General features: G+C 72.6%; 18 protein-coding genes. 3 read left to right on the top strand and 15 right to left on the bottom strand.

Annotated features, from left to right (window positions below; genetic code table 11):
• Positions 1-62 precede the first annotated feature (62 nt).
• Positions 63-2,333, bottom strand: coding sequence for an alpha-xylosidase (gene yicI, locus NHG27_RS08240; protein WP_497015756.1), 2,271 nt, complete (start codon positions 2,331-2,333; stop codon positions 63-65).
• The gene (locus NHG27_RS08235) at positions 2,330-4,507 is read right to left on the bottom strand and encodes a beta-galactosidase (RefSeq protein WP_497015754.1); all 2,178 of its coding nucleotides are present in this window, start codon (positions 4,505-4,507) and stop codon (positions 2,330-2,332) included. The genes yicI and NHG27_RS08235 overlap by 4 nt, the downstream gene beginning before the upstream one ends.
• A gap of 148 nt (positions 4,508-4,655) precedes the next feature.
• Between NHG27_RS08235 and NHG27_RS08230 the strand changes: the two genes are divergently transcribed.
• Complete coding sequence (locus tag NHG27_RS08230; protein ID WP_497015752.1) at positions 4,656-7,553, top strand: glycosyl hydrolase family 95 catalytic domain-containing protein; 2,898 nt, start codon at positions 4,656-4,658, stop codon at positions 7,551-7,553.
• The gene (locus tag NHG27_RS08225) at positions 7,537-8,541 is read left to right on the top strand and encodes a LacI family DNA-binding transcriptional regulator (RefSeq protein ID WP_377616867.1); all 1,005 of its coding nucleotides are present in this window, start codon (positions 7,537-7,539) and stop codon (positions 8,539-8,541) included. Before NHG27_RS08230 ends, NHG27_RS08225 begins: the two co-directional genes overlap by 17 nt.
• A gap of 28 nt (positions 8,542-8,569) precedes the next feature.
• Here NHG27_RS08225 and NHG27_RS08220 read toward each other — a convergent pair whose 3' ends face one another.
• The 3 genes from NHG27_RS08220 to NHG27_RS08210 all read right to left on the bottom strand — a co-directional run bounded on the left by NHG27_RS08220 (position 8,570) and on the right by NHG27_RS08210 (position 12,314).
• Positions 8,570-9,595, bottom strand: a complete 1,026-nt coding sequence (locus NHG27_RS08220; protein ID WP_497015749.1) for a carbohydrate ABC transporter permease — start codon at positions 9,593-9,595, stop codon at positions 8,570-8,572.
• Positions 9,592-10,542, bottom strand: coding sequence for an ABC transporter permease (locus NHG27_RS08215; protein WP_497015763.1), 951 nt, complete (start codon positions 10,540-10,542; stop codon positions 9,592-9,594). Before NHG27_RS08215 ends, NHG27_RS08220 begins: the two co-directional genes overlap by 4 nt.
• A gap of 110 nt (positions 10,543-10,652) precedes the next feature.
• The gene (locus tag NHG27_RS08210; RefSeq protein ID WP_497015747.1) at positions 10,653-12,314 is read right to left on the bottom strand and encodes a type 2 periplasmic-binding domain-containing protein; all 1,662 of its coding nucleotides are present in this window, start codon (positions 12,312-12,314) and stop codon (positions 10,653-10,655) included.
• Positions 12,315-12,592: 278 nt separating this feature from the next.
• Between NHG27_RS08210 and NHG27_RS08205 the strand changes: the two genes are divergently transcribed.
• Complete coding sequence (locus NHG27_RS08205) at positions 12,593-15,601, top strand: glycoside hydrolase family 3 C-terminal domain-containing protein (RefSeq protein WP_497015745.1); 3,009 nt, start codon at positions 12,593-12,595, stop codon at positions 15,599-15,601.
• A gap of 119 nt (positions 15,602-15,720) precedes the next feature.
• Here the strand turns inward: NHG27_RS08205 and NHG27_RS08200 are convergent, their stop codons facing one another.
• The 10 genes from NHG27_RS08200 to atpA form a co-directional block, all read right to left on the bottom strand.
• Positions 15,721-17,019: an N-acetylglucosamine-6-phosphate deacetylase gene (locus NHG27_RS08200; protein ID WP_497015743.1), complete on the bottom strand. Its 1,299-nt coding sequence runs from the start codon at positions 17,017-17,019 to the stop codon at positions 15,721-15,723.
• Between the two features lie 85 nt (positions 17,020-17,104).
• Positions 17,105-17,632 (bottom strand): DUF1990 domain-containing protein, encoded by a 528-nt coding sequence (locus tag NHG27_RS08195; protein WP_497015741.1) that lies wholly within the window; start codon positions 17,630-17,632, stop codon positions 17,105-17,107.
• A complete protein-coding gene (locus NHG27_RS08190) occupies positions 17,629-18,591 on the bottom strand; it encodes a YndJ family protein (protein ID WP_497015739.1) in 963 nt (320 codons plus the stop codon). Before NHG27_RS08190 ends, NHG27_RS08195 begins: the two co-directional genes overlap by 4 nt.
• A gap of 1 nt (position 18,592) precedes the next feature.
• Positions 18,593-19,297 (bottom strand): TetR/AcrR family transcriptional regulator, encoded by a 705-nt coding sequence (locus NHG27_RS08185; RefSeq protein WP_497015737.1) that lies wholly within the window; start codon positions 19,295-19,297, stop codon positions 18,593-18,595.
• Positions 19,298-19,372: 75 nt separating this feature from the next.
• A complete protein-coding gene (gene nucS, locus NHG27_RS08180) occupies positions 19,373-20,068 on the bottom strand; it encodes an endonuclease NucS (RefSeq protein WP_193720026.1) in 696 nt (231 codons plus the stop codon).
• Between the two features lie 142 nt (positions 20,069-20,210).
• Positions 20,211-20,621, bottom strand: a complete 411-nt coding sequence (locus tag NHG27_RS08175) for a DUF2550 domain-containing protein (RefSeq protein ID WP_193720025.1) — start codon at positions 20,619-20,621, stop codon at positions 20,211-20,213.
• Between the two features lie 18 nt (positions 20,622-20,639).
• Entirely contained in the window at positions 20,640-20,924 is a 285-nt protein-coding gene (locus NHG27_RS08170) for a F0F1 ATP synthase subunit epsilon (protein ID WP_193720024.1), read from the bottom strand.
• Positions 20,925-21,012: 88 nt separating this feature from the next.
• Complete coding sequence (atpD, locus tag NHG27_RS08165) at positions 21,013-22,494, bottom strand: F0F1 ATP synthase subunit beta (protein WP_193720023.1); 1,482 nt, start codon at positions 22,492-22,494, stop codon at positions 21,013-21,015.
• An 85-nt stretch (positions 22,495-22,579) separates the two neighbouring features.
• On the bottom strand, positions 22,580-23,476 hold the full coding sequence (locus NHG27_RS08160) for a F0F1 ATP synthase subunit gamma (protein WP_193720022.1): 897 nt from the start codon (positions 23,474-23,476) through the stop codon (positions 22,580-22,582).
• 1 nt (position 23,477) lies between these two features.
• Positions 23,478-25,109, bottom strand: coding sequence for a F0F1 ATP synthase subunit alpha (gene atpA / locus NHG27_RS08155; RefSeq protein WP_193720021.1), 1,632 nt, complete (start codon positions 25,107-25,109; stop codon positions 23,478-23,480).
• Positions 25,110-25,160: the final 51 nt, after the last annotated feature.

The following is a 25,160-nucleotide window of genomic DNA, read 5'->3' as shown; positions in this document are numbered from 1 at the left end:
TGCCCGACGGCGCCGCCCACCCCCGCCCCCCCGTCACCCGCGCAGCGACGCGGCAGGGCAGGTCAGACGGACAGCTCGACGCTCCCCGCGCCCTCGGCGCGGACGACCTGCTCGCCGACCTGCACGGCCCACGGCGCCCGGGCGTCGTCCGAGGAGACCGTGACCCGCGCGCCCTCGCGGCGCGTGCGGAACGTCGTCGGCCCGCCCGTCTCCGACGGGACCGTGGTCGTCGAGTCGTGCCCGTCGGGCAGCTCGAACAGGCGCAGGGTCACGCCGTCGGCCCACTCGTAGTCGGGCCGGTCCGTGCGCCCGCCCACCGGCAGGACCGTGCCCGGGCGGACCAGGAGCGGCAGCGAGTCGAACCCGTGCCGCTCGCTCACCCACCGCGGCCCGGAGACGGAGCGCCCGTCGAGGAGGTTCGTCCAGCTCCCCTCCGGGACGTAGTACTCGACGTCGCCCTCGGTGCTGAACACCGGGGCGACGAGCAGCGCGTCGCCCAGCATGTACTGGGTGTCCACGCCGGCCGTCCCCCGGTCCTGGGGGAACTCGAGCATCATGGGCCGCATCATCGGGACCCCCTGCCCGTGCGCCTCCCCCGCCACCCGGGCCAGGTACGGCATGAGCGACATCTTGAGCCGTGTGAAGGCCCGGGTGACGTCCACGGCCTCGTCGTCGAACGCCCACGGCACGCGGTAGGAGTCCGAGGCGTGCAGGCGGCTGTGCGAGGACAGCAGGCCGAACGCGGCCCAGCGCTTGAAGACCGCGGGGTCCGGCGTGCCCTCGAAGCCCCCGATGTCGTGGCTCCAGTACCCGAACCCCGACAGCGCGAGCGAGAGCCCGCCGCGCAACGACTCGGCCATCGACGCGTAGGTCGACTCGCAGTCCCCGCCCCAGTGGACCGGGAACTGCTGTCCGCCCGCGGTCGCCGAGCGGGCGAAGAGCACCGCCTCGCCCTCGCCGCGCTCGGCCCGCAGCAGCTCGAACACGGCCTCGTTGTACAGGTGCGCGTAGTAGTTGTGCATGCGCTGCGGGTCCGACCCGTCGTGCCACACCACGTCCGTGGGGATCCGCTCGCCGAAGTCGGTCTTGAAGCAGTCCACGCCCTGGTCCAGCAGGCCCTTGAGCTGCGCGAGGTACCAGGCCTTCGCGTCCGGGTTCGTGAAGTCGACGAGCGCCATGCCCGCCTGCCACATGTCCCACTGCCAGACGTCGCCCGCGGGCGTCAGCACCAGGTACCCCTTCTCGCGCCCCTCGGCGAACAGGTGCGAGCGCTGGGCGACGTACGGGTTGATCCACGCCGAGATCCGCAGCCCCTTGGCACGCAGCCGCGCGAGCATGCCCTCGGGATCGGGGAACGTCGCCGGGTCCCACACGAAGTCGCACCAGTGGAACTGCCGCATCCAGAAGCAGTCGAAGTGGAAGACGCTCAACGGGATCTCGCGCTCTGCCATCCCGTCGATGAACGAGGTCACGGTGCCCTCGTCGTAGTCCGTGGTGAAGGACGTCGACAGCCACAGGCCGAACGACCAGGCGGGCACCCTGGCGGGCCGGCCCGTGAGCGCGGTGTACCGGCTCAGGATCTCCTTGGGCGTCGCCCCGTAGATCACGTAGTACTGGAGGGTCTCGCCCACGACCGAGAACTGCGTGCGCGAGACCACCTCGGTGCCCACCTCGAACGAGACCCGCTCGGGATGGGCCACGAACACGCCGTAGCCCGCGTCCGACAGGTAGAACGGGACGTTCTTGTACGCCTGGTCGCTCGCCGTCCCGCCGTCCTCGTTCCAGATGTCGACCGACTGCCCGTTCTTGACCAGGGCGCCGAAGCGCTCGCCCAGGCCGTACAGGTGCTCGCCCACGCCGATCGTGAGCTGCTCGCGGACGTGATGGGCGCCGTCGGGCGTCGTGACGACCCCGACGCTGCGGTCCGTCGAGCTCGTCAGGACCCTGCCGTCGGCCACGAAGTCCACGCGCCAGCCGCCGTCGGTCGCGACCCGCGCCGCGAGCCTGCCCGAGGTCAGCGACGCGCCGTGCTCCCCCTCGACGAGGGGCACGACGACCTTGGAGTCCCCCGACGCGCGCGCGACCTCGAAGTGCGGGCCCGTGTCCCGCCGCCCCTGGTGGTGCTCGATGCGCACCCCCACGACGTCGTCCATGGGTGCGTCGAACGACACCGTGACCAGCGGCCGGTTGAGCGTGTCACCACGCGTCAGGATCGGTGCCGTGGGCGCGTACACCACGAGCCGCCCGGCGTCGTCGACGACCTCGTCGACCGACTGCGGCCGCAGCAGCGTCACGCCCGGCAGCAGCTTCCAGTAACCATCCGTGAACTTCATGAGTTCCTCTCGATCAGGACGACGGCGTCGTCGGCCGCGAGGACGACCTCGCCGGCGGCAGGTGGGAGCCCGGTCAGGAGGTCGACGACCTCGGACCCGGGATGACGTGGGAGGGCGGACGACGACCCCGGGAGCAGGTCCTCCACGCGGACGCGGACCGTGCCCCGGCCGTGGTTGAGCACGAAGAGCGCGTCGCCGCGCCGGACGACCTCGACGCCGGGGACGCGCACAGCGGGCGCGGCCCCCTCGACGCCCGCCTCGGCGATCGCCTGGCGCAGCACGTCCGCGAGGGCGTCCTGCGGTGGCACGGTCCCGACGTACCAGGCCGCGCCCGAGCCCGGGCGCCGGTGACGCGTGATCGCCGGGGCCCCGTCGAGATGTCCGCCCCGGAACGACGCGAGCACCTCGGCACCCTCGGAGCGCAGCAGCTCGCCGAGGACCTCGGCCCGGAAGGAGCCCGACCGCGACGACGACGCGTCGGGCGTCCCGGCCGGCGCTCGCGACGGCTCCCCCGGCCGCCCCGGCGGCCCGGCCGTCCAGACGACCTCCGCGCCGTCGTCGGGAAGCGGGACCCACTCCTCGCCGCTGACCCCGACGACGTCCCGCAGCAGGGCGGGGAAGCGTCCGGTCCGCACGTGCGCGGACTCGTCGGCGACCCCTCCGAACGGGCCGAGCACGAGCGTCCCTCCCCGCACGACGTGCTCGCGCAGCGTGTCCGCCGCGGGCTCGGTGAGCAGGTAGAGCTGAGGCGCGAGCACGACGTCGTACCCCGACAGGTCCTCACCCGGGCGGGCGACGTCGACCGCGACGCCGTCCTCCCACAGCGGGCGGTACCAGGACCGGAGCTGCGCCAGGGCGTCGAGCCGGTCCGTCGGCAGGGCCTCGCCCTGCGACGCCCACCAGCTCGGCCAGTCGAACAGGATCGCGACCCGTGCCCCGACGCGCGAGCCGACGACGGGACGCAGCCTCGCGAGGTCCGCCCCCAGCCGCCGGACCCCCTGGTGCGCGCGGGTCTCGGGGCCCGCGTGCGGGAGCATGGCCGAGTGGAAACGCTCGGGCCCCTTGGTCGCGGCCCGCCACTGGAAGAAGCAGATCGCGTCGGCCCCGCGGGCCACTGCCTGCAACGACTCGAGGCGCGAGCGCCCGGGCGACTTGGTGAGGTTGTGCGGGCGCCAGCTCACGGCGCCGGCCGCCTGCTCCATGAGGACCCAGGGGCGACCGCGCCCGAGCGAGCGCATGAGGTCGTGCGTGAGCGCCGACGTGCTCGCGGCGTGCGGGTCCGTCGGGTCGGGGTACGCGTCGTCCGCGACCACGTCCAGGTCCTCGGCCCACGACCAGTAGTCGACGAGCGGGAAGAATCCCATGAAGTTCGTCGTCACGGGCCGCACGGGGTCGATCTCGCGGATCAGGTCGCGCTGCTCGCGGAACAACGACCGCAGGGCGTCGGACGAGTAGCGACGGAAGTCCAGGACCTGGGTCGGGTTGAGGTGGTACGGCGCCCGGCGAGGAGGGGTGATCTCCTCCCACCGCCCGTAGTGCTGCGACCAGACCGACGTCCCCCACGCCTCGTTGAGCGCCGCGAGGGAGCCGTAGCGCTCGCGCAGCCACCCCCTGAACGCGACCGCCGACTCCTCGCCGTGGCAGACCTGACCGAACTCGTTCCCCACGTGCCACATCCGGACCGCCGGGTGCGCGGCGTACCGCTCGACGAGGTCACGGGTGATCGCGAGCGCACGCTCCCGGTAGATGCGTGAGGCCGGGCTGAACTGGTTGCGCGAGCCCCACCCCAGACGCACGCCGTCCGCGTCGACCGGCAGCGTCTCGGGGTACAGCTTCCCGAGCCAGGGCGGCGGCGAGGCCGTCGGTGTCGCGAGGTCCACCGCGACGCCGTGCGCGTGCAGGAGGTCGAGGACCTCGTCCATCCAGGCGAAGTCCCGCACGCCCGGCTGGGGCTCGTAGCGCGACCAGCTGAAGACACCGACGGTCACGAGGTTGACCCCCGCCTGCCGCATGAGCCGGACGTCCTCGCGCCACACGGACGGGTCCCACTGCTCGGGGTTGTAGTCGCCGCCGAACAGGACGCCGAGCTCGGTCGTCAGCGGGGCGAGCCCGAGGGCCGGGTCCGTGCCCGGGGACGGGCGACCGCCGGCGCGGTCAGGGGTCAGTAGCGTCATTGCCTCTCCTGGTCTCCACTTCATCGAAGCGGTTCAACACGCTAGTCTGACCGCCGAGGTCCTGTCCAGCGTCTTTGCGAGACGCATCGTCGAACACGGCCTCCGGGACAGCCTGTGTCCACCCTGCTGCCACGAGGAGGCAAACCGCATGATCGCGCGGCAAGACGAGCATCGAGGCTCGCCGAGCGGCCCGTTCGACAGATGGTCGCTCGTGGACGACCGGCCCGCAGAAGATTGGGTCGAAGCGCTTCCGGTGGGCAACGGGAGGATCGGCGCCATGTGCTTCGGCAGGATCGGCACCGAGCGGCTCCAGGTCAACGACGCGACCGTGTGGTCCGGCACGGGGACCGAACCTCTCCCCCGCGACGGGGCCGCGAGCACCGGTGCACGCCCCCCGGCCTGGACGCCCGACGCCCCACGGGCCCACGGACCCGCGCACCTCGCCGCGGTCCGGGAGGCCGTCGCAGCAGGAGACACCCACCGCGCCGAGCGTCTCCTGCAGGACGTGCAGACCCCGTACGCGCAGGCCTACCTCCCGTTCGTCGACGTCTGGGTGACCGTCGAGGCCGCCGACGGGGCGGGTGAGGACTCGGACGGGGCCGCCCGGACGGCCGAGGCAGGACGGCCGGACGGGCTCGGCGGGCTCAGCGCGCTCAGCGGGCCAGGCGCACCCGCGACGAGCCGGGCTGCCGGCTACACGCGACGGCTCGACCTGCACGAGGCCGTCGCGTCGCACGAGTACTCTCTGCCGGGGTCGGTGCGGCCGGGCCCCGACGTCCGTCACGAGACGTGGGTCAGCGCCGCCGACCACGTGCTCGTCCACACGGTCACGTCCAGCGCACCGAGCATCCTCACGGTCCGCGTCTCGAGCGTCCTGCGGCCGGCGCCGGTCGCTGTCCCCCGCTCGCACCCCGCCCCCGGGGCGGGCCCCGGTCTCGCCGAGGCCCGCAGCGACCTCTCCGACGGGGTGCTGCGGCACGAGGTACAGCTCCCGGTCGACGTCGCTCCGGGCCACGAGAGCGTCGAGGTCCCGGTGCGGTACGCCGACGGCGGGCGGCACGCGGTCGCGGTCGTCGCGGCCCCCGGTGCGCGGGTCGAGGACGGCCTGCTCGTCCTGCCCGCGGCGCGGCGGCACGTGCTCGTCGTCGCGACCGCGACCTCGCAGGACCCGACGTCCGCGGGACCGCTCTCGCGAGCCGAGGCGTCCGCCCGCGCGACCGCGAGCGCCGTCGCGGCCCTCGGCGACCAGGGAGCCCCCGGGGTGCCGGGCACCGCGACGGACGACCTGGTCGCAGGCATCGTCGAACGACTTCGACGCCGCCACGTCGACGAGCACCGTCGCCTCTTCGACCGGGTCCGGCTCCGGCTCGGGCCGGCCCCCGCGCGGGAGGACGCGACGGGCACCACGACGACCGAGCACCACCTGCGGCGCCCGGCCGCCGGCGAGGCGACACCGGTCGACGCCGCGGACCCCACGCTGGCCGCGCTCGCCTTCCACCACGGCCGCTACCTCCTGATCTCGAGCTCGCGACCCGGGGGCCTCCCCGCGACCCTGCAGGGCCTGTGGAACGACGAGCTCCCGGCGCCGTGGAGCAGCAGCTACACGCTCAACGTCAACACACCCATGAACTACTGGGCGGCCGAGACCGCGGGCCTCGCCGAGTGCCACGTACCTCTGCTCGACCTGACCGCACGGATCGCCCGGGGCACCGGGGCCCGGGCGGCCGCGACGCTCTACGGCACGCGCGGGTGGGTCGCGCACCACAACACCGACGCCTGGGGGCACGCCTGGCCCGTGGGCGCGGGGCACGGCGACCCGGCCTGGGCGAGCTGGGCGCTGGGAGGGACCTGGCTCGCGCGCCACGTCTGGGACCACTACGTGTTCGCGCCCGACCCGGACTACCTGCGCGACGTGGCGTGGCCGGTCCTCGAGGGAGCGGGGCTCTTCGCGCTCGACTGGATCTGCACCGACGCCCCGCGCGACGCCGACGGGTTCGTGGGGGCGCCGCGCCGCGCTTGGACGTCACCGTCGACGTCCCCCGAGAACCACTACGTCGGGCCCGACGGCGTCCCCGTCGCCGTCGCGACGTCGGTCACCATGGACGTCGCCCTGCTGCGCGACCTCGCGGCGTCGTGCCGCGCCGCGCACGACGCGCTCGTGGAACCGGGCGGCCCGGTGCGCGAGGCTCCCGGGTGGCTGACCGACCTCGAGACCGCGGTCGCGCTCCTCCCTTCCCCGCGGGTCGGCCCCCGGGGGGAACTCCTCGAGTGGGCCGAGGACCTGCCCGAGGCCGAGCCCGCGCACCGGCACCTCTCGCACCTCGTGGGACTGTTCCCCCTGGGGAGCCTGACGCCCGACGAGGATCCCGCCCTGTGCCGGGCCGCCGCACGCAGCCTCGACCTGCGCGGCCCCGAGTCGACGGGCTGGTCCCTCGCCTGGCGGGCCGCGCTGTGGGCGCGGCTGGGGCGGGGCGACCGGGCCCACGACCAGGTGCAGCTCGCGCTGCGGACGGTCGAGGCGCCGTCGGGCCCGCGGGAGGGCGAGCCCGCCCCGCACCGCGGCGGGCTCTACCCGAACCTCTTCAGCGCGCACCCGCCCTTCCAGGTCGACGGGAACCTGGGCCTCACGGCGGCGATCGCCGAGATGCTCCTCCAGAGCCACACCGACCACCTGGACCTGCTCCCCGCGCTCCCCGCGGCCTGGCCCGAGGGCGAGGTCGACGGGCTGCGGGCGCGCGGCGGGCTCCTCGTGGGGATCACCTGGCGGGACCTGCGCGTGACCGAGGTCCGGCTGACCGCTCCCCCGGCGCGCGCCGTGCGCGCCAGTCTGCGCACCGCGGACGGACGCCGCACCGACGTCGACCTCGCGCCCGGCGCTAGGGTTGCCCTCGGGCACGAGGCCCTCGGCGCGTCCGGCACGTCCTCCGTCACGGACCCGACCGCCTCCCAGGACCTCGTCGGCCATGCCGCCGGACCATCCGCCGGGGGTCCGCCGTCCCCCGCCGTCCCCGCTCGAGAAGGAGCACACCGTGGCCACGATCGATGACGTCGCGAAGACCGCTGGGGTCTCCGCCTCGACCGTCTCCTACGTCCTGTCGGGCAAGCGCCCGATCTCGGCGGCGACGCGGCACCGCGTCGAGCGCGCGATCGAGCAGCTCGGCTACCGGCCGCACGCGGGGGCGCGTGCCCTGGCCTCGGCGCGCACCAACGTCATCGCGCTCATGGCACCGCTGCGCGTGGGCGTCAACGTCGGGGTCATCATGCAGTTCGTCGCCGGCGTCGTGACGAGCGCGCGGGCGGTCGACCACGACGTCCTGCTCCTGACCCAGGACGACACCACGGGCCTCGACCGGGTCGCGAGCGGCTCGATGGTCGACGCCCTGGTCATGATGGACGTCGAGGACGACGACCCGCGCATCCCTGTCCTCGTGGGTCTCAAGCAGCCGACCGTGCTGATCGGGCTCCCCCGCGACCCCGCGGGCCTGAGCTGCGTGGACCTCGACTTCGAGGCCGCGGGACGCACCGCGGTCCGGCACCTGCTCGACCGGGGGCACCGGCACGTCGCGCTGATCGGCTCGCCGCCCGCGGTGCTCGAGCGGCACACGTCCTACGCCGAACGCATGCTGCGAGGCTTCACCACGGCGTGCGAGCAGGCGGGTGCGACGTTCGCGGTCGAGCCTGCCGAGTCGTCCGTGGCGGGCGCCTACGACGCGGTCGACCGGCTCCTCGACTCGATGCCGGAGGTCACGGGCGTCGTCGTGCACAACGAGGTCGCGCTGCCGCACGTGCTCGCGCACCTGCGCGAGCGCGGCAAGTCCGTGCCCGGCGACGTCTCGGTCGTGGCCGTGTGCCCCACCGACGTCGCCCTCGCGATGCAGTCCCCCGTGACGAGCGTCGACATCCCGGCCGAGGCGATCGGCCGGGTCGCGGTCGAGATGGTCGTGGCGCGGCTCGGGGGCGACCAGCCGGCCGAGACCAGGCTGCTCGCCCCCGTGCTGACCGACCGGGGCAGCACCCGCGGGGCGCCACGGTAGCTGCGGGTCGGTCGTCGGAGCCCTCAGGTCACCCCTTGATGGCCCCGAAGATCACGCCCTTGGTGAAGTGCCGCTGGACGAACGGGTAGATCGCCAGGATCGGGATCACGGCCAGGACCATGACGGCCATCTTGACCGGCAGCCCCGTCACGGCCCCCGCCGCGACGTCCACCTGGTTGACCCCGCTGCCCGGCAGGGTCACGCCCTGGAGCACGTACGAGCGCAGCACGAGCTGCAGCGGCCACTTGGCGTTGTCGTTGATGTAGAGCATGGCGTTGAAGAACGCGTTCCAGTACCCGACGCCGTAGAACAGCGCGACGACCGCGATCGACGCCTTGGACATGGGCATGACGATCCGGCCCAGGATGCGCCAGTCCCCCGCGCCGTCGATGCGCGCGGCGTCGGTGATGCTCCGGTCGATGCCCATGAAGAAGGCCCGCAGGATGAGCACGTTGAACGCCGACACCGCGCCCGGCAGGATCAACGACCAGTAGGTGTCGATGAGCCCGAGCGCACTGACCAGCAGGTAGGTCGGGATCATGCCCGCCCCGAAGAACATGGTCACGAGCAGCGTGAACAGCAGCGGGCGGTGCCCGAACGAGCCCGGACGGCTCAGACCGTAGGCCGCCAGGATCGAGACGGACGTGGACAGCAGCGTGCCCACGAGCGTCACGCCGATGCTCACGAGCGCGGCCTGCGTGACGATCCCGCCCGCGAGGATCTGCGAGTACGCGCTCAGGCTCAGCGACCCGGGGATCGTGACCAGGCCTCCCGAGCGCGTGATGTCGGCCTGCGAGGACAGCGACGTGAGGATGATCGTGTAGAGCGGGAAGACCACCACGAACACGATCGCGGCGAGGATCACCACCTTGGCGACCGCCCCCACGGGGTGCGGGTCGCCCTCCCAGGGGGCGCGGTGCTTGGACCGTCGGCGCCGCCTGGCGGCGGGGGCGCCTCCCGACGAGCCGGGGGTCGCTCGGCCGGGAGCGCCCGGCACGCCTGTGCTGTCGGGCCCGCTGCGCGGGACCCGGTCCGCGTTCGTCGTGGTGCTCATGCTCGCTTGTACACTCCCGCTTCTCCGAAGACGTGCGCCAGCTTGTTCGCGCCGAGGACCAGGAGCAGGGAGACGATCCCCTTGACCAGCCCCGCGGCGGCCGCGAAGGCCCAGTCGCCGTTGACGACGCCCTGGTAGTAGACGAACGTGTCGATGACCTCGGACACGCCCGCCCCGACGGCTCCTCGCTGGAGGATGAGCTGCTCGAACCCGACCGTGAGCGCGTCGCCCAGGCGCAGGATGAGCAGCAGGATGATGACCGGCCGCAACGCGGGCAGGGTGATGTGCCACATGCGGCGCCACCGGCCCGCGCCGTCCATGGCCGAGGCCTCGTACAGCGCCGGGTCCACGGTGCTGAGCGCGGCGAGGAAGATGATGATCCCCCAGCCCGCGTCCTTCCAGACCGACTGCGCCGTGATGAGCAGCAGGAACGTGTCGGGGTTCGTCATGAGGTCGAAGCCCTGGTGACCGGCCGCCGCGAGGTGCTGGTTGATGAAGCCGGCCCCACCGAAGATCTGCTGGAAGATCGTCACGACGAGCACCCAGGAGAAGAAGTGCGGCAGGTAGACGATCGACTGGATCATGGTCCGCACACCCGGGGTCACGACGCTGTTGAGCAGGAGCGCGAGGACGATCGGGACGGGGAAGAAGAACACGAGCTGGAACGCCGTGATCGTCAGGGTGTTGACGATCGCGTCGAGGAAGAGCGGGTCGGTGAAGATGCGCTCGAAGTTGGCCCACCCGATGAACGGGCTGCCGCCGATCCCGACGTAGGGCGAGTAGTCCTGCCACGCGACGACGTTGCCGAGCATGGGGACGTAGGCGAAGACGACCAGCAGGATCACCGCGGGCAGCGTCATGAGGATCAGCGACCGGTCGCGCCGGAGGCGGACCCGCCAGGGGATCTTGCGGACCGCGGGGACGGACGGGGCGGTGGGGTCCGCCACCGCGGCGGCGCCCCCTCCCGGGCCCGACGGCGTCGCGTCCGTCGGGCCCGGGACCTCGCCGTCGGCGGTGGCCACGGTGGGCGCCCCGTCGCGGTCTCCGACGTGGAGCGTCACTGCGCGTCCAGGATGTCCTGGTAGAACGCGCGCAGCTCGTCACCGCCGGCGGACTTCCACGTGGTGATCGCCGCGTCGAGGTCCGTCATGGACTTGCGGCCGCGCGCGATGTCCTTCTCGAGGTCCTCGAAGGGCTGGGCGATCGAGGCGTACTGGTTGGGCTCGGTGATCTGCTGACCGTAGAAGACCGGGTCGACGGTCGTCTTCGCGGCGTCGGCCATCCAGGTGCAGAAGGCCTCGACGAAGCCCGGGTACTGGACCTTGGCGTTCACGACCGGCGGGTCGGTGAGGAAGATGAAGGTCGGCTGGAGCTCGGTCGCCGCCCGGTCGGTCGAGACGGGAAGGTTGTTCTCGTCCAGGTCGTAGTGGACGCCCTCGACCCCGTAGTTGATGAGCGCGAACTCCTCGGTGCCGAACGGGGACGCCAGGAAGTTCGCGACCGCCAGCAGCTCTTCGATCTTGGCCTTGTCGGAGTTCTTCTTGAGGAAGCTGAAGATGTTCGCGGGGTTGCCCTTGAAGAGGGTGGCCTTGCCGCCGTCGGCCGCGAAGGGGGCGAAGGGCAGCTGCGAGTACGCGGCGTTGATGGGGAGGTTGCGTCCCAGCGCCTCGTGCCAGCCACCCAGGCCGTCGCTCGAGATGAGGACCTGGCCCGACTCGAAGCGCTGCTTGGCGTCGCCGGAGTTGTCCGCGACCGCGTCGGGGTGGACGGAGCCCTGCGCGTAGAGCTTGGACTGCCACTCGAGCGCCGCTCGGTACTCGTCGGTCTCGACCCGGTGGACCAGCTTGCCCGCGTCGTCGACCTTCCACTTGGGGGGGACGGAGTACATCTGCGTGGCCGTGACCCACAGGTCGTTGGCCCCCCACCGCTTGGCCGCAGGGTCCGTGACCTCCTTGGCGAGGTCGAGCAGCTCCTGGGCGTTCGTGGGCAGCGCCGTGATGCCGAGCTCGTCGAACACGTCCGCACGGTAGAACGTGGCGTCGGTGATGATCTCGCCGGGGAAGGGCAGCGCGTACAGCTTGTCGTTGAAGACGCAGAACTTCCAGGTGTCGGTCGAGATGTTCGCGAGGTTGGGGTACTTCTTGACGGCGTCCCCGGCGAGGAACGGCGTGAGGTCCTCGAACAGCGCGTCGACGGCCTGACCGAAGCGCGGCGGCACGTTCCAGGAGGGGATCGAGACCCAGTCCGGGACGTCCTTCGCGGACGCGAGCACGGCCGCGAGCTTGTCCCCGTAGGTGTTGCCGTCGCTGATCTGGAACGCGAGCGTGGTCCCCGACGCCTCGTTGACCGCGTCGAAGTACTGGTTGCCCTTGGTCGGCGGGATGGTGCCCCACAGCGGCGTCATCGCGGTGTAGGTCCCGCCGCTCCCGGGCGGCTTCGGGAACGCCTTGACGAGCTCCTTCGGGATCGAGGCGTAGCCCGCCGTCGATCCGTTGACGCTCGGGAAGTCGGGCGAGACGTACTCGACCGGGAAGTACCCCGGGAGCACGCCCGCGCTGACCTTGCCGGCTGTGCCGGCGTTCACCCCGGCGCCCGCGGTGCTGCACGACGAGAGCAGCGAGGGCACGCCGACCACGGCGATCCCGGCGCCGAGCAGGCCGAGGAACGAGCGGCGATTGAGCGTGCCCTGCATCGGTGAGGTAGCGGATTGCCTCTTCATGGGCGTTCTTCACTCCTTCGTGGATAACGCGGCACGGCATCGTGCCATGGTGCGGGCTGGCGGAGCCAGACCGTTCGTGGATGCTCGTCGTCAGCCTCGAAGAACGTCGAAGCGGTTCGACGCCCAGGACTCTATGGCACGCACACCGGGTGAAGCAATAGCAACCGTGGAAACGTGACCACCTTGCCTCGCTGCGCGATCTGGTGGACGATACCGACACCCCTCTTGGCCTGTACGTACCCGGTTCATTGTCGAACCGTTTCGAAGAACGAGGAGCCATGCACTCTCTCCACGACGCCCCCGACCTGGCCCAGGACGCCCCTGATCTCGACCCCGTCGAGGTCCGGGCCGGCGCGGTCCTCGCGCTCCTGACGCTCGACGAGAAGATCGCCATGCTGCACCAGGCGGCCCCGGCCGTCGAGCGGCTGGGCCTCGCCCCGTTCCGCACCGGCACCGAGGCCCTGCACGGGGTCTCGTGGCTCGGCACCGCGACGGTCTTCCCCCAGCCCGTGGGGCTCGCGGCCTCGTGGGACGAGGACCTGCTCACCCGCGTGGGCGACGCGGTGGCGACCGAGGTCCGGGCCAAGCACGCGGCCGACCCCACGGTGAGCCTCAACGTCTGGGCACCGGTCGTGAACCCGCTGCGCCACCCCCTCTGGGGCCGCGGCGAGGAGGGGTTCTCCGAGGATCCTCACCTGACCGCAGAGCTCGCGACGGCCTACGCCCGGGGGCTGCGCGGCACGCACCCGACGGTCTGGAAGACCGTGCCGACGCTCAAGCACTTCCTCGGCTACTCGAACGAGGTCGACCGGTCGGTCACGAGCTCGCACCTCCCACCCCAGGCGCTGCGCGAGTACGAGCTGCCCGCCTATCGGGGCGCGGTCGCCTCCGGCACGGTCGGAGCCGTCATGCCGTCCTACAACCTCGTCAACGGGCGTCCCAACCACGTCGCCCGCGAGCTCCTGGACGAGCTGCGAGGCTGGGCCCCGGGCTCGATCGCGGTGGTCTCCGACGCCGCGGCCCCCACCAACCTGGTCGAGTCCGAGCGCTACTTCCCGACGCACACCGCGTCGCACGCCGCCGCGCTGCGGGCCGGCGTCGACTCGTTCACCGACAACGACGCCGACCCCCGCCTCACGGTCGAGCGCGTCACGGCGGCGCTCGACGCCGGCCTGGTCAGCGAGGCCGACGTCGACCGCGCGGTCCTGCGCCTCCTCGTCCTGCGCGCCCGGACGGGCGAGCTCTCCCCACCCGACCAGGACCCCTACCGGTCGATCGGTCCCGACGCGATCGACCTGCCCCAGCACCGGGCGCTCGCGCGCGAGGCGGTCGCGCGCGGCGTCGTCGTGCTCTCGAACCGCGGGGCGCTGCCGCTCCCTGCCGCCCCGACCCGGGTCGCGGTCGTCGGCCCCCACGCCGACCGGGTGGTCCACGACTGGTACTCGGGCACACCGCCGTACACCACGTCGATCGCCGCAGCTCTCGTCGCGCGCTACCCGGGAGCGGAGGTCCTCGTCGCCGACGGCGCCGACCGGGTCGCGCTGCGCTCCCGCTCGACGGGCGCGTACGTCGAGGTGAGCGACGACGCGTCGGTCCTGACCGCGACGTCCCCGACCTCGACGCGCAGCACCCACCTCGACGTGACCGACTGGGGTGAGGGGGTCCTGACGCTGCGCTCGGTCGCGAGCGGCCGCCTGCTCACCGGGTCCTCGTGGATCCTCGCGGCGGACGCCGAGCGGATCGGCGGCTGGATCGCGCAGGAGACCTTCCGCTCGCACCGCCACGCCGACGGGTCGTGGTCGCTCCAGCACGTCGGGAGCCGCCGGTGGGTGCGCGTCCAGCACGGCAGCGGCCTGCTGGTCGCCGACGCCGACGACGCAGCGGCCGCCGAGCGGTTCACGGTGCGGACCGTGCGGGCCGGTGCCCCGGAGGTCGCCCGGGTCGCCGCGGAGGCCGACGTCGTCCTCGTCGCCGTGGGCAACGACCCCCACGTGCTGGGCCGGGAGACCGAGGACCGCCCGCACCTCGACCTGCCCACGGGCGCGCAGGAGATCTGGAAGGTCGCGCACGAGTCGGGCCGCCCCGCCGTCCTCGTTGTCGTCTCGAGCTACCCCTACGCCCTGGGGTCGGTCGCCGACGAGGCCGCCGCGGTCGTGTGGACGTCGCACGGCGGGCAGGAGCTGGGCCCGGGGCTCGTCGACGTGCTCTCGGGCGACCTCGAGCCGACCGGACGCCTCGCGCAGACGTGGTGGCGAGAGACCCGGGACGCGGGCGAGATCCTCGACTACGACGTCGTGTCGGCCGGCACGACCTACTGGTACAGCGACGCCGACCCCCTGTATGCGTTCGGGCACGGCCTGTCCTGGTCCACGGTCGCGTACGACGCGATCACGCTCTCGACCCCCGAGCTCCCCTCGGCGACCGGGACGACCCCCGAGGAGGTGACCGCCCGGGTCGCGCCCCTCACCGCGACCGTGCGCCTGCGCAACACGGGGACCCGACCGGTCGACGAGCTCGTGGCCCTGTACGGGCTCACCCGGGAGCTGCCGGTGGCCGCACCACGCCGTCGCCTCGTGGCCCGCACCCGGGTCCACCTCGCGCCGGGCGAGGCCGCGAGCGTCGACCTCGCGATCGACGTCTCGCGCCTCGCCGTCTGGGACGTGGGCCTGAGCGCGGAGGGTCGGGGCACGTCGTCGCCCGGGGCCTTCCACCTCCAGCCGGGCCGCTACGCGATCGGCACGGGCCCCTCGAGCGTCGACCTCCCGGTCCGCGCTCCCCTGCGGGTCACGGGTGCGCCCCGCCCCGCCCGACCGCTCGACGGGGTGACGCTCCTCGCCCACGGGTTCGACGCGTACGACGGGGTGCTCACGAGCGACCGTACCCCCGAGGAGGGCTCGGCGATCGAGGTCGCGGCCGGCCGGACGTCGGGCTGGGCGCGCTACGACGGCCTCGTGCTCGACGGCGTGCCGCGCGCGACGTTGTCCGTCGCCTCGACGACCGGGCCCCGCACGTGCCGCGCGCCCGGTGCGGGCGGGGACGGACCAGGTTCCGGCGCCGGCGCCCCGGGGACACCGGACGGCCCGTCCGTGGGGACGGTCGAGCTCCTGGTCCGCCGCGCCGGGGACCACGCCGGCACCTGGGAGCCCGTGGGCCGGGTCGAGGTCGGGGCCGCGGGCCGCTACACGTGGCGGGACGCCGCCCTCGACGTCCCGGGCACGATCACGGGCACCGTGGACCTCCTCGCCCGGGTCGAGGGCGCCGCACGGCTCGCCTCGATCAGGTTCTGAGGCGAGCCGACGGGTGCGTGGGCCCGCGGTGAGTCACCGGGGCGCACGTCCCGCCCGACGGCGCGCCGCGCGCACGGGGCGCGTGCCGCCGTCGGGCACCGGGCAGCGCCCGGCGCGGGTCAGACGACCGGAAGGCCCCCGCGCCACACCGCGAGCGGCATGAGGTCGGCGTCGGTCACGACGACGTCGGCACGGCGCCCGGCCTCGAGCGCTCCGATGTCCGAGCGCCCCAGGACGCCCGCGGGCGTGTACGAGGCGGCCTTGACCGCGTCGACGAGCGGGATGCCGAACCCGGTCGTCGCCCGCACCACGTCGAGCAGGTGGAACGTGCCGCCTGCGATCGAACCCTCGGGCGTGCCGTCGTCGAGCCGTGCGACGCCGTCGGCGACCGTCACGGCCATGGGGCCGAGCTGGTAGGTGCCGTCCGCCATGCCTGCGGCGGCCATCGCGTCGGTGACGAGCACGATCGCGTCGGGCCCGACGAGCTCGAACACGCTGCGCACGGTCCCGGCCGCGAGGTGGGTGCCGTCGGCCACGAGCTCGACCACGAGCTCGCCGCGCGCCGCGGCCGCCAGGCACGCCGCGACGGGACCCGGCGCCCGGTGGTGCAGGGGCCGCATGCCGTTGAACAGGTGCGTCGCGGTCAGGCGCGGCGCCGGGCCGACGGGCTCGCCCGCCGCGGCCTGCGCCGCCCGGCGCGCCGCGAGGGCCGCGACCCCCTCGGCGATCGCGGCGTCGGTCTGCTCGGACGAGGCGTCGGTGTGCCCGATCGAGGGGACCGCGCCGACCTCGACGAGCGTCTCGACGACGCCCCCGGGACCCGTGTTGCCCGGGACCTCGGGCGCGAACGTCATGGTGCGGAAGTGTCCGCGCCCGGCCTCGGCGATGGCCCGGACCAGGTCGGCGTCGCCCGCGAGCATGTCGTGCGGGTTCTGCGCACCGCAGCGCACCTCCGACAGGAACGGACCTTCGAGGTGGATGCCCGCGATCTCGCCCGCGTCTCCCAGGTCGGCGAGCGTCGCGACCCTCCGCAGGAGCGTCTCGCGCTCGGCCGTCACGAGCGAGGCGACCAGGCTCGTGGTCCCGTGGCGCCGGTGCTCACGCACCGCGACGAGAGCCTGCTCGGCGTCCTCGGCGTCCGGGAAGCTCGCGCCGCCCCCACCGTGGTTGTGCAGCTCGACGAGCCCGGGCAGGACGACCTGACCGTCGACCGGAGCCTCGGCCGCCTCGACCTCGGCGCCGTACCCGGCGGCAGCGGCGTCGCGGCGGTCGCCGACCCACGCGATCGTCGCCCCGTCGAGGACGACGACGCCGTCCTCGACGACCTCCTGCGGGGTGACCACACGCCCACGCAGTGCGGAGCGCGCGGCTCCGGCGGACGACGGGACGGTGGGCTGCGGGGAGGCGTTCGACGTCATGTCCTCATTCTTGCGCACTTCGTTCGGACGACGCACGAATGGCCACGGTGCCCACCGCGGAGCGGTCGAGGGCCGAGACGGCGACTCATCCGTCGCGCAGGAGCCGACGCGCCGCCCGAGCGAGGTGCGCGATGTACAGGCGCTGGAAGGTCGGGACGAACAGGCGCAGCGCCGAGACCCAGCGCGCCGCGGGGTTGCTGAAGGCGTCCACGACGAACCACACGTCCCCGGCCGCGTCACGTTCGAGCACGAACGACTCCTCGCCCACGAACGCGTGTCCCGGCAGCGTCCCGTACCCGAACCCGATCCGCTGCTCCTCACGCTCGACCCACACGATCTCGCACGGTTCGCTCAGGCGCAGCCACCCCAGGCCGAGCAGCGTCGTCACGAGCCCGCCCGGCGTGGCGACGGGCGCCGACGTCTCGATCCGCACGCGGGCGGCGCGGTGCACCTGCCAGGTCAGGAGCTGCTCGCCCAGACGTCCGAGCTCGTCGACCGAGTACGGTCGCTCGGAGAGCCGGTGCCGCAGGCGGAGGTGGCCGTAGCCCTCCGGCAGCTCGGCGGCCAGGGTGGCCCCCACCTCGGGGTACGTCGTGCGGCTGAGGGTCGTCATGCCTGTCTCCGTCCTGGGCTCCTGCTGGGTGTATGTGCCGGGCGTGGTCTTTCTTGCAGCAGCGTGTCGGTGCGCGGCGACCGACCCGGCGGACCGGGGCGCCGCTGCGCCTCGCGCGCGACCCGCCCCAGCCCGAGCAGCGTGCACAGCGCGAACCCGAGCGCGTTCGCGAGGCCGTGCGTCGCCGCCATGAGCCCGATGCCCGGGTGCGGCGCCCCCGTGAGCTCACCGACCGCCCACCACACCGCGAGCAGCATCGAGGCGCCGAGGGCGACCGAGCCCACGGCGAGGAGGACCCGCGCTCCCCGCCGGGCCGGGATCCCCAGGACGGCCCAGGCGGTGCACCAGAGCGCGCCCGTCAGCACGAGCGCGCCCAGGAGCTCGACCAGGTCGCTCACGAAGTAGCCCACCAGGACCGTCCCCGTCCCCAGCGGCACCCCGAGCGCACCGAGACGGGCGGCAGCCGGTCGACCGGTTGCCCGTGCCGGGGTGTCGCGGTCGACCACGACCGTCAGCCCCGCGACGAGCGCCGCGGCGAAGCCCGCGAAGAGCATGTGCGGGACCGTCAGCGTCAGGTACGTCCCCGAGAACCCGAGCAGTCCCCAGCCGCCCCGGTCGGCGAGCATGGCCGCGGCACCGACCCCCGGCATCACCAGAGCGACCCCGACGGCGAGCCGCACCTCGAGCGGGAGCGGCGGCGTCGGGCCGGGCAGGACCAGGCGGACCGCGGCGCCGAGCAGGACCACCGCGCCCACCAGGAACGGGACGGTCGCCCCCTGGGCGAGGGGACCCGACGGGAGCCACGCCCCGGCCGCCGCGACGGCACCGGCGGCAGGCCACCACGGACCTCCCGCCCCCGGGACGGTCCGCGGCCCCAGCAGCGACAGCCCCAGCGGGAGGACGACGACGAGCCCGACGGCCACCACGACGTCGACGAGGAGCGCGGTCGCCGGGCTCACGTCAGGCCTTGAGCGAGGCGGTCAGGCGCAGGACGTCGTCGACGACGCCGCGCGCCACCGGCAGGCGCGAGAGACGGACGAGCGTGCCCACGATCGGACTCGCCCCCGCCACGAGGCGCCGCGTGCGCACCGTGCCTGCCGACGAGTCCTGGACCCAGAAGAGCGTCACCCCGAGCTGGGCCAGCCACAGCAGCTCGGGCAACCGGGCCCGCAGGGCCGACGGGACGGCGGGCGAGGCCCCCGCGACCACGTCCTCGAAGATCCCGAGCGACAGCTCTCGAGCCTCGCGCGAGGCCTCGCTGAACGGGTTGGCCGCGGCGCCCGGACGGATCGCGACCGAGACGAACTCGGCACCGAACGAGTGGTACGGCGAGAAGACGTCGACCGACGCGTCGAGCACCCCGCGCAGCCGCTCCGTGAGCGTCCCGCCGCGCGCCAGGAACTCGTCCGCCGCCGCCCGGTGAGCGCGCAGGACGTCGAGGTACAGCTCCTGCACCAGGTGGTCCTTGGACGGGAAGTAGTAGTACGCGTTGCCCGTGCTCACCCCGGCGCGCTGCGCGATCGCCCGCATGGTCGTGGCCTCGTAGCCCTGCTCACGCAGCATGGCCAGCGCCGTGTCGAGGACCGTGGCCCGGGTGTGCGCCGACTTGGCGGTGAGCGTCGTGGGCACGGTCGGCGCGACCCGCTCGGGCCCCGTTTTGAACATGTTCAAAAACCTAGCACGAGAAGAGCCCGCCCGGCCACCACGGCCGGACGGGCCGTCCCACGCCCCCTGCTGCTCCTAGAACAGCCGGGAGTCCACGTCGTCGACGCCGCGCATCGCGTCGTAGTCCAGGACCAGGCACCCGATCCCCCGGTCCGTCGCCAGGACGCGGGCCTGCGGCTTGATCTCCTGCGCCGCGAACACACCCCGCACCGGCGCCAGGAGCGGGTCCCGGTTCAGCAGCTCCAGGTAGCGCGTGAGCTGCTCCACGCCGTCGATGTCGCCGCGACGCTTGATCTCGACCGCCACCGTCGCGCCGTCCTTGTCACGCGCCAGGATGTCGACCGGACCGATCGCCGTCGGGTACTCGCGACGGATCAGCGTGTGCCCCGTCCCCAGCAGCTGGATCTGCGCCGCGAGCATCTCCTGCAGATGAGCCTCGACCCCGTCCTTGATCAGGCCGGGATCGACACCCAGGTCGTGGGCCGAGTCGTGCAGGACCTCGTACAGCTCGATCTCGAGCCGGTCGTCGCTCTTGGCGTGCTGGACCGCCCAGAGCTGGGTCACCCCGCGCTCCCGCGCAGCCTCGTCGGGCTCCGAGACCGCCATCGAGCACGGCGGGCTCATCCAGTTGAGCGGCTTGTACGAGCCGCCGTCCGAGTGCAGCAGCACGCTGCCGTCAGCCTTGACGAGCAGCACGCGCGTCGCGAGCGGGAGGTGGGCCGAGAGCCGGCCCGTGTAGTGAGCCGAGCACCGGGCAACCACGAGACGCACGAAGAACTCCTCAGAAGGGACGATGGGGCGGTGGGACCGGAGGGTCGCCGCGGCGGCGAACCGCCGCTGGGGCGAGCACCGGACAGCGCCGGCAGGGACCCCACGAGCGACCGTAGCACCCGGCCACGGCACACCGGCCGGCTCAGACCACCACGCCGCGGCGGCCCGGCGGGGCGGCCTCGAGCCACGACGCCAGGCCGGCGTACGCGCCGCTCGACATCGACAGCTCGAAGCGGACGCCCTCGTACGAGCACTCCACGAGGAACAGGTCGCGGTCCGCGTCGAGCGGACGCCGGGACACGATCTCGAGGTCGGTCCGGCGCCACGTGCGGGCCGGGCGCAGCGACAGGGACCAGCAACGCCACCAGTCGATCCGGCCGACCCCGTACTGCGCGATGCCCAGCGACCAGGACTGACCGGCCCCGACGGGGCGGGCACTGCACTCGAAGGCCCCCACCCGGTGGGCGATGGCCCGAAGACGCAACGCTCCCAGCCCGGCCACGAGCGCCACTGCGAGAAGCAGTGCGATCGCGATCCAGGCGGGGAGCGGCACGTGAGATACCCGGGTCCGTCAGTGGCCGGAGACGCCGGCGCCGTCGAGCACCTCGGCGTCGTCCACCACGAGCATGACCTGGTTGGAGTCCACCGACAGGAACCCGCCGGTGACCCGCACGGCGACCTTCTCGCCGTTCGTGCCGGTGATCCGCACGGTGCCCTCACCGAGGACGGACAGGACGGGCGAGTGGTTCACGAGGATACCGATCTCACCGTCGGCGGCCGGCGCGCTCACCGCGCGCGCGTCCCCGGACCAGATCTTGCGGTCCGCCGCCACGAGGTCGACGTTCAGCTGTGCCACTTCAACTCCTTCATGTCGGTGCGCGGGTCTGACGAAGCGCGCCGCGTGCCCAGCCTGTCGGCCGGGCCCGCGGCGCGCTCACGGCGTGTCAGACGCCGTACTCCTTCTGGATACGGGCCCAGTTGCGCTCGAGGTCCTCGAGGCCACCGATGTTGAAGAACGCCTGCTCGGCGACGTGGTCGAACTCGCCGTCCGCGATCTTCTTGAAGGCCTCGATGGTCTCCGTCAGCGGGACCGTCGACCCGACGACACCCGTGAACTTCTCGGCCATGTAGGTGTTCTGCGAGAGGAACTGCTGGATGCGGCGCGCACGCGCCACGACCGTCTTGTCCTCCTCCGACAGCTCGTCCACACCGAGGATCGCGATGATGTCCTGCAGCTCCTTGTTGCGCTGCAGGATCGACTTCACGCGCGTCGCGACGTCGTAGTGCTCCTGGCCCACGTAGCGCGGGTCGAGGATGCGCGAGGACGACGTCAGCGGGTCGATCGCCGGGTACAGACCCTTCGAGGCGATCTCGCGCGAGAGCTCGGTGGTCGCGTCCAGGTGGGCGAACGTCGTCGCCGGCGCCGGGTCGGTGTAGTCGTCGGCAGGGACGTAGATCGCCTGGAGCGACGTGATCGAGTGACCACGCGTCGAGGTGATGCGCTCCTGGAGCAGACCCATCTCGTCGGCCAGGTTCGGCTGGTAGCCCACCGCGGAGGGCATGCGCCCGAGCAGCGTGGAGACCTCGGAACCGGCCTGCGTGAAGCGGAAGATGTTGTCGATGAAGAGCAGCACGTCCTGCTTCTGCACGTCACGGAAGTACTCCGCCATGGTGAGCGCGGAGAGCGCGACGCGAAGACGCGTGCCCGGCGGCTCGTCCATCTGGCCGAAGACGAGGGCCGTCTTGTCGAAGACGCCCGCCTCCTCCATCTCGACGATCAGGTCGTTGCCCTCACGCGTGCGCTCGCCGACACCGGCGAACACCGAGACACCACCGTGGTTCTGGGCCACACGCTGGATCATCTCCTGGATGAGGACCGTCTTGCCGACGCCCGCACCCCCGAAGAGGCCGATCTTCCCGCCGAGCACGTACGGCGTCAGGAGGTCGATCGACTTGATGCCGGTCTCGAACATGGTGGTCTTCGACTCGAGCTGGTCGAATGCCGGGGGCTTGCGGTGGATGGGCCAGCGCTCGGTGATCTCGAGCTTCTCGCCCTCCTGGAGGTTGAGGACGTCACCGGTCACGTTGAACACGTGCCCCTTGGTGACGTCGCCCACGGGGACGCTGATCGGCGAGCCGGTGTCGGTGACGACGGCGCCGCGGACCAGGCCGTCGGTCGGCTTGAGGGCGATCGCACGGATGAGCGAGTCGCCCAGGTGCTGCGCGACCTCGAGGGTCAGGCGGAAGGACTTCTCCCCCTCGCCCTGGCTGGACAGGTCGATGTCGACGGTCAGCGCGTTGTAGATCTCGGGGATCGCGTCCGACGGGAACTCGATGTCGACGACGGGGCCGATCACGCGGGCGACACGGCCCACGCCGGGTCCGCTCTGGTGCTCGACCTGGGCTTCCACGGTGGTGGCGGTCATTACTGGCCTCGCTTCGCAGGGCCGGAGACAGCTCCGGCAGGTTCGGTGCAGGTGGTGGAGATCGTCGGTGTCGTCATGCGGCGCCTCACGACGCCGCGAGGGCGTCGGCACCGGAGACGATCTCGCTGATCTCCTGGGTGATGTCGGCCTGTCGTGCCTGGTTCGCAAGTCGCGTGTACATGCGGATCAGGTCCTCGGCGTTGTCCGTCGCGGTGTGCATCGCGCGCTGGCGGGCAGCCAGCTCCGACGCGGCCGCCTGCAGCAGGCAGCTGTAGATGCGGCTGCGCACGTAGCGCGGCAGCAGTGCGTCCAGGACGGCCTCGGGCGACGGCTCGAAGTCGTACAGGGGCAGGACGTCGTTCTGACCGACCGGCGCGACCCCTTCGACGACCTCGAGGGGAAGCATCCGGACGACGCGGGGACGCTGCGTCACCATGTTCACGAACTGCGTGGACACGATGTGCAGCTCGCCGACGCCGCCCTCGTCCGCGGGGGCGAGGAAGGCGCCGAGCAGCGTGTCGGCGATCTCGCCCGCCGTGTCCGCCGAGGGCGAGTCCGAGCCGCCGGTCCACGAACCGGCGAGCTCGCGGTGACGGAAGGTGTAGTAGGTCACCGCGCGACGCCCTGCGGCGTAGAGCGCGACCTCCTTGCCCTCGTGCGTGAGGCGCTCGACCAGACGCTCGGTCTCACGGATGATCGACGCCGAGTAGGCGCCGGCCATGCCGCGGTCCGAGGCGACGACGAGCACCGCGACCCGGTTGGTGTCGGTGCGCTCGGACGTCAGCGGGTGCTGGGTCGTCGAGTGCGTCGCCACGGCCGACACCGCGGTGGTGATCGCCTCGGCGTAGGGGCCCGCCTCGGACGACCGGGCGCGAGCCCGGCCGATCCGGGACGCAGCGATGAGCTCCTGCGCGCGGAACATCTTCTTGAGGGACTGCGTCGACTTGATCCGCTGCTTGTAGACGCGCTGGGATCCGGCCATGTCAGGCCTTCTTCTGCCGGACGATCTGCTCCTGCTCGACGACGACGCCCTCTTCCTCGTCGGACTCGCCACCGACGAGGGGGGTGCCGTCGCCCGTGAGGAAGCCGTTGCGGAAGTCGTCGACGCCCTGAGCCAGTGCAGCCTCGGTCTCGTCCGAGAGCTTGCCGGTCGAGGCGATCGTGCTGAGCACCTCGGTGTTGCGGCGCAGGTGGTCGAGCAGCTCGGTCTCGAAGCGACGCACGTCCTCGAGGGGCACGTCGTCGAGCTTGCCCTTGGTGCCGGCCCAGATCGAGGCGACCTGGTCCTCGACCGGGTACGGCGAGTACTGACCCTGCTTGAGGAGCTCCATGAGGCGAGCGCCACGGGTCAGCTGGCCGCGCGAGGCGGCATCGAGGTCCGAGGCGAACATCGCGAAGGCCTCGAGCGAGCGGAACTGGGCCAGCTCGAGCTTGAGCGTTCCCGACACCTGCTTCATGGCCTTGACCTGCGCGGCACCACCGACTCGGGAGACGGAGATTCCGACGTCCACGGCGGGACGCTGGTCGGCGTTGAAGAGGTCCGACTGGAGGAAGATCTGTCCGTCGGTGATCGAGATGACGTTGGTCGGGATGTACGCCGACACGTCGTTCGCCTTGGTCTCGATGACCGGCAGGCCGGTCATCGAGCCCGCGCCCAGCTCGTCCGAGAGCTTCGCACAACGCTCGAGCAGACGGGAGTGCAGGTAGAAGACGTCACCGGGGTACGCCTCGCGGCCCGGCGGGCGGCGGAGGAGCAGCGACACGGCACGGTAGGCCTCGGCCTGCTTCGACAGGTCGTCGAACACGATGAGGACGTGCTTGCCGCCGTACATCCAGTGCTGGCCGATGGCCGAGCCGGTGTAGGGCGCGAGGTACTTGAACCCGGCCGGGTCGGAAGCCGGAGCCGCGACGATCGTCGTGTACTCCAGCGCGCCGGCCTCTTCCAGCGCGCCGCGGACGGCGGCGATGGTCGAGCCCTTCTGGCCGATCGCGACGTAGATGCAGCGGACCTGCTTGGTCGGGTCGCCGGTCTCCCAGTTCGCCTTCTGGTTGATGATCGTGTCGATCGCGATCGCCGTCTTGCCCGTCTGGCGGTCGCCGATGATCAGCTGACGCTGACCACGACCGACGGGGATCATCGAGTCGATCGCCTTGAGGCCGGTCTGCAGCGGCTCGTGGACCGACTTGCGGTCCATGACGCCGGGGGCCTGCAGCTCGAGGGCACGACGGCCCTCGGTCTCGATCTCCCCGAGGCCGTCGATCGGCTGACCCAGCGGGTCGACGACGCGACCCAGGTAGCCGTCGCCGACCGCGACGGAGAGGACCTCTCCGGTCCGACGGACCTCCTGGCCCTCCTCGATGCCGGTGAACTCACCCAGGACGACGACACCGATCTGGCGAACGTCCAAGTTCAGGGCGAGGCCGAGGGTGCCGTCCTCGAAGCGCAGCAGCTCGTTGGCCATTGCGCCCGGAAGGCCTTCCACCTGGGCGATGCCGTCAGCGGCGAGGGTGACGCGACCGACTTCCTCGGTCACCGCGCCCCCGGGCTCGTAGGACTTCACGAAGCTGTCCAGCGCGGCCCTGATCTCGTCGGGCCGGATCGTCAGCTCAGCCATTGCTCTTCTCCTGTCGTGGCCACCCCGCGATGTGCGGGAGCGGTCGAACGT

The sequence above is a fragment of the Oerskovia sp. 140933 genome, from assembly GCF_059651515.1.
Note: the sequence above shows the minus strand (reverse complement) of the source record. Positions and strands in the feature narration are given on the sequence as shown.

Excerpts from the sequence above, each read along its gene's own strand:
- NHG27_RS08210 (WP_497015747.1), bottom strand. The coding sequence starts at position 12,314 with ATGAAGAGGCAATCCGCTACCTCACCGATGCAGGGCACGCTCAATCGC.
- NHG27_RS08185 (WP_497015737.1), bottom strand. The coding sequence starts at position 19,297 with ATGTTCAAAACGGGGCCCGAGCGGGTCGCGCCGACCGTGCCCACGACG.
- NHG27_RS08235 (WP_497015754.1), bottom strand. The coding sequence starts at position 4,507 with ATGACGCTACTGACCCCTGACCGCGCCGGCGGTCGCCCGTCCCCGGGC.
- NHG27_RS08200 (WP_497015743.1), bottom strand. The coding sequence starts at position 17,019 with ATGACGTCGAACGCCTCCCCGCAGCCCACCGTCCCGTCGTCCGCCGGA.
- atpA (WP_193720021.1), bottom strand. The coding sequence starts at position 25,109 with ATGGCTGAGCTGACGATCCGGCCCGACGAGATCAGGGCCGCGCTGGAC.
- NHG27_RS08205 (WP_497015745.1), top strand. The coding sequence starts at position 12,593 with ATGCACTCTCTCCACGACGCCCCCGACCTGGCCCAGGACGCCCCTGAT.
- NHG27_RS08160 (WP_193720022.1), bottom strand. The coding sequence starts at position 23,476 with ATGGCCGGATCCCAGCGCGTCTACAAGCAGCGGATCAAGTCGACGCAG.
- NHG27_RS08220 (WP_497015749.1), bottom strand. The coding sequence starts at position 9,595 with ATGAGCACCACGACGAACGCGGACCGGGTCCCGCGCAGCGGGCCCGAC.
- yicI (WP_497015756.1), bottom strand. The coding sequence starts at position 2,333 with ATGAAGTTCACGGATGGTTACTGGAAGCTGCTGCCGGGCGTGACGCTG.
- NHG27_RS08195 (WP_497015741.1), bottom strand. The coding sequence starts at position 17,632 with ATGACGACCCTCAGCCGCACGACGTACCCCGAGGTGGGGGCCACCCTG.
- atpD (WP_193720023.1), bottom strand. The coding sequence starts at position 22,494 with ATGACCGCCACCACCGTGGAAGCCCAGGTCGAGCACCAGAGCGGACCC.
- NHG27_RS08230 (WP_497015752.1), top strand. The coding sequence starts at position 4,656 with ATGATCGCGCGGCAAGACGAGCATCGAGGCTCGCCGAGCGGCCCGTTC.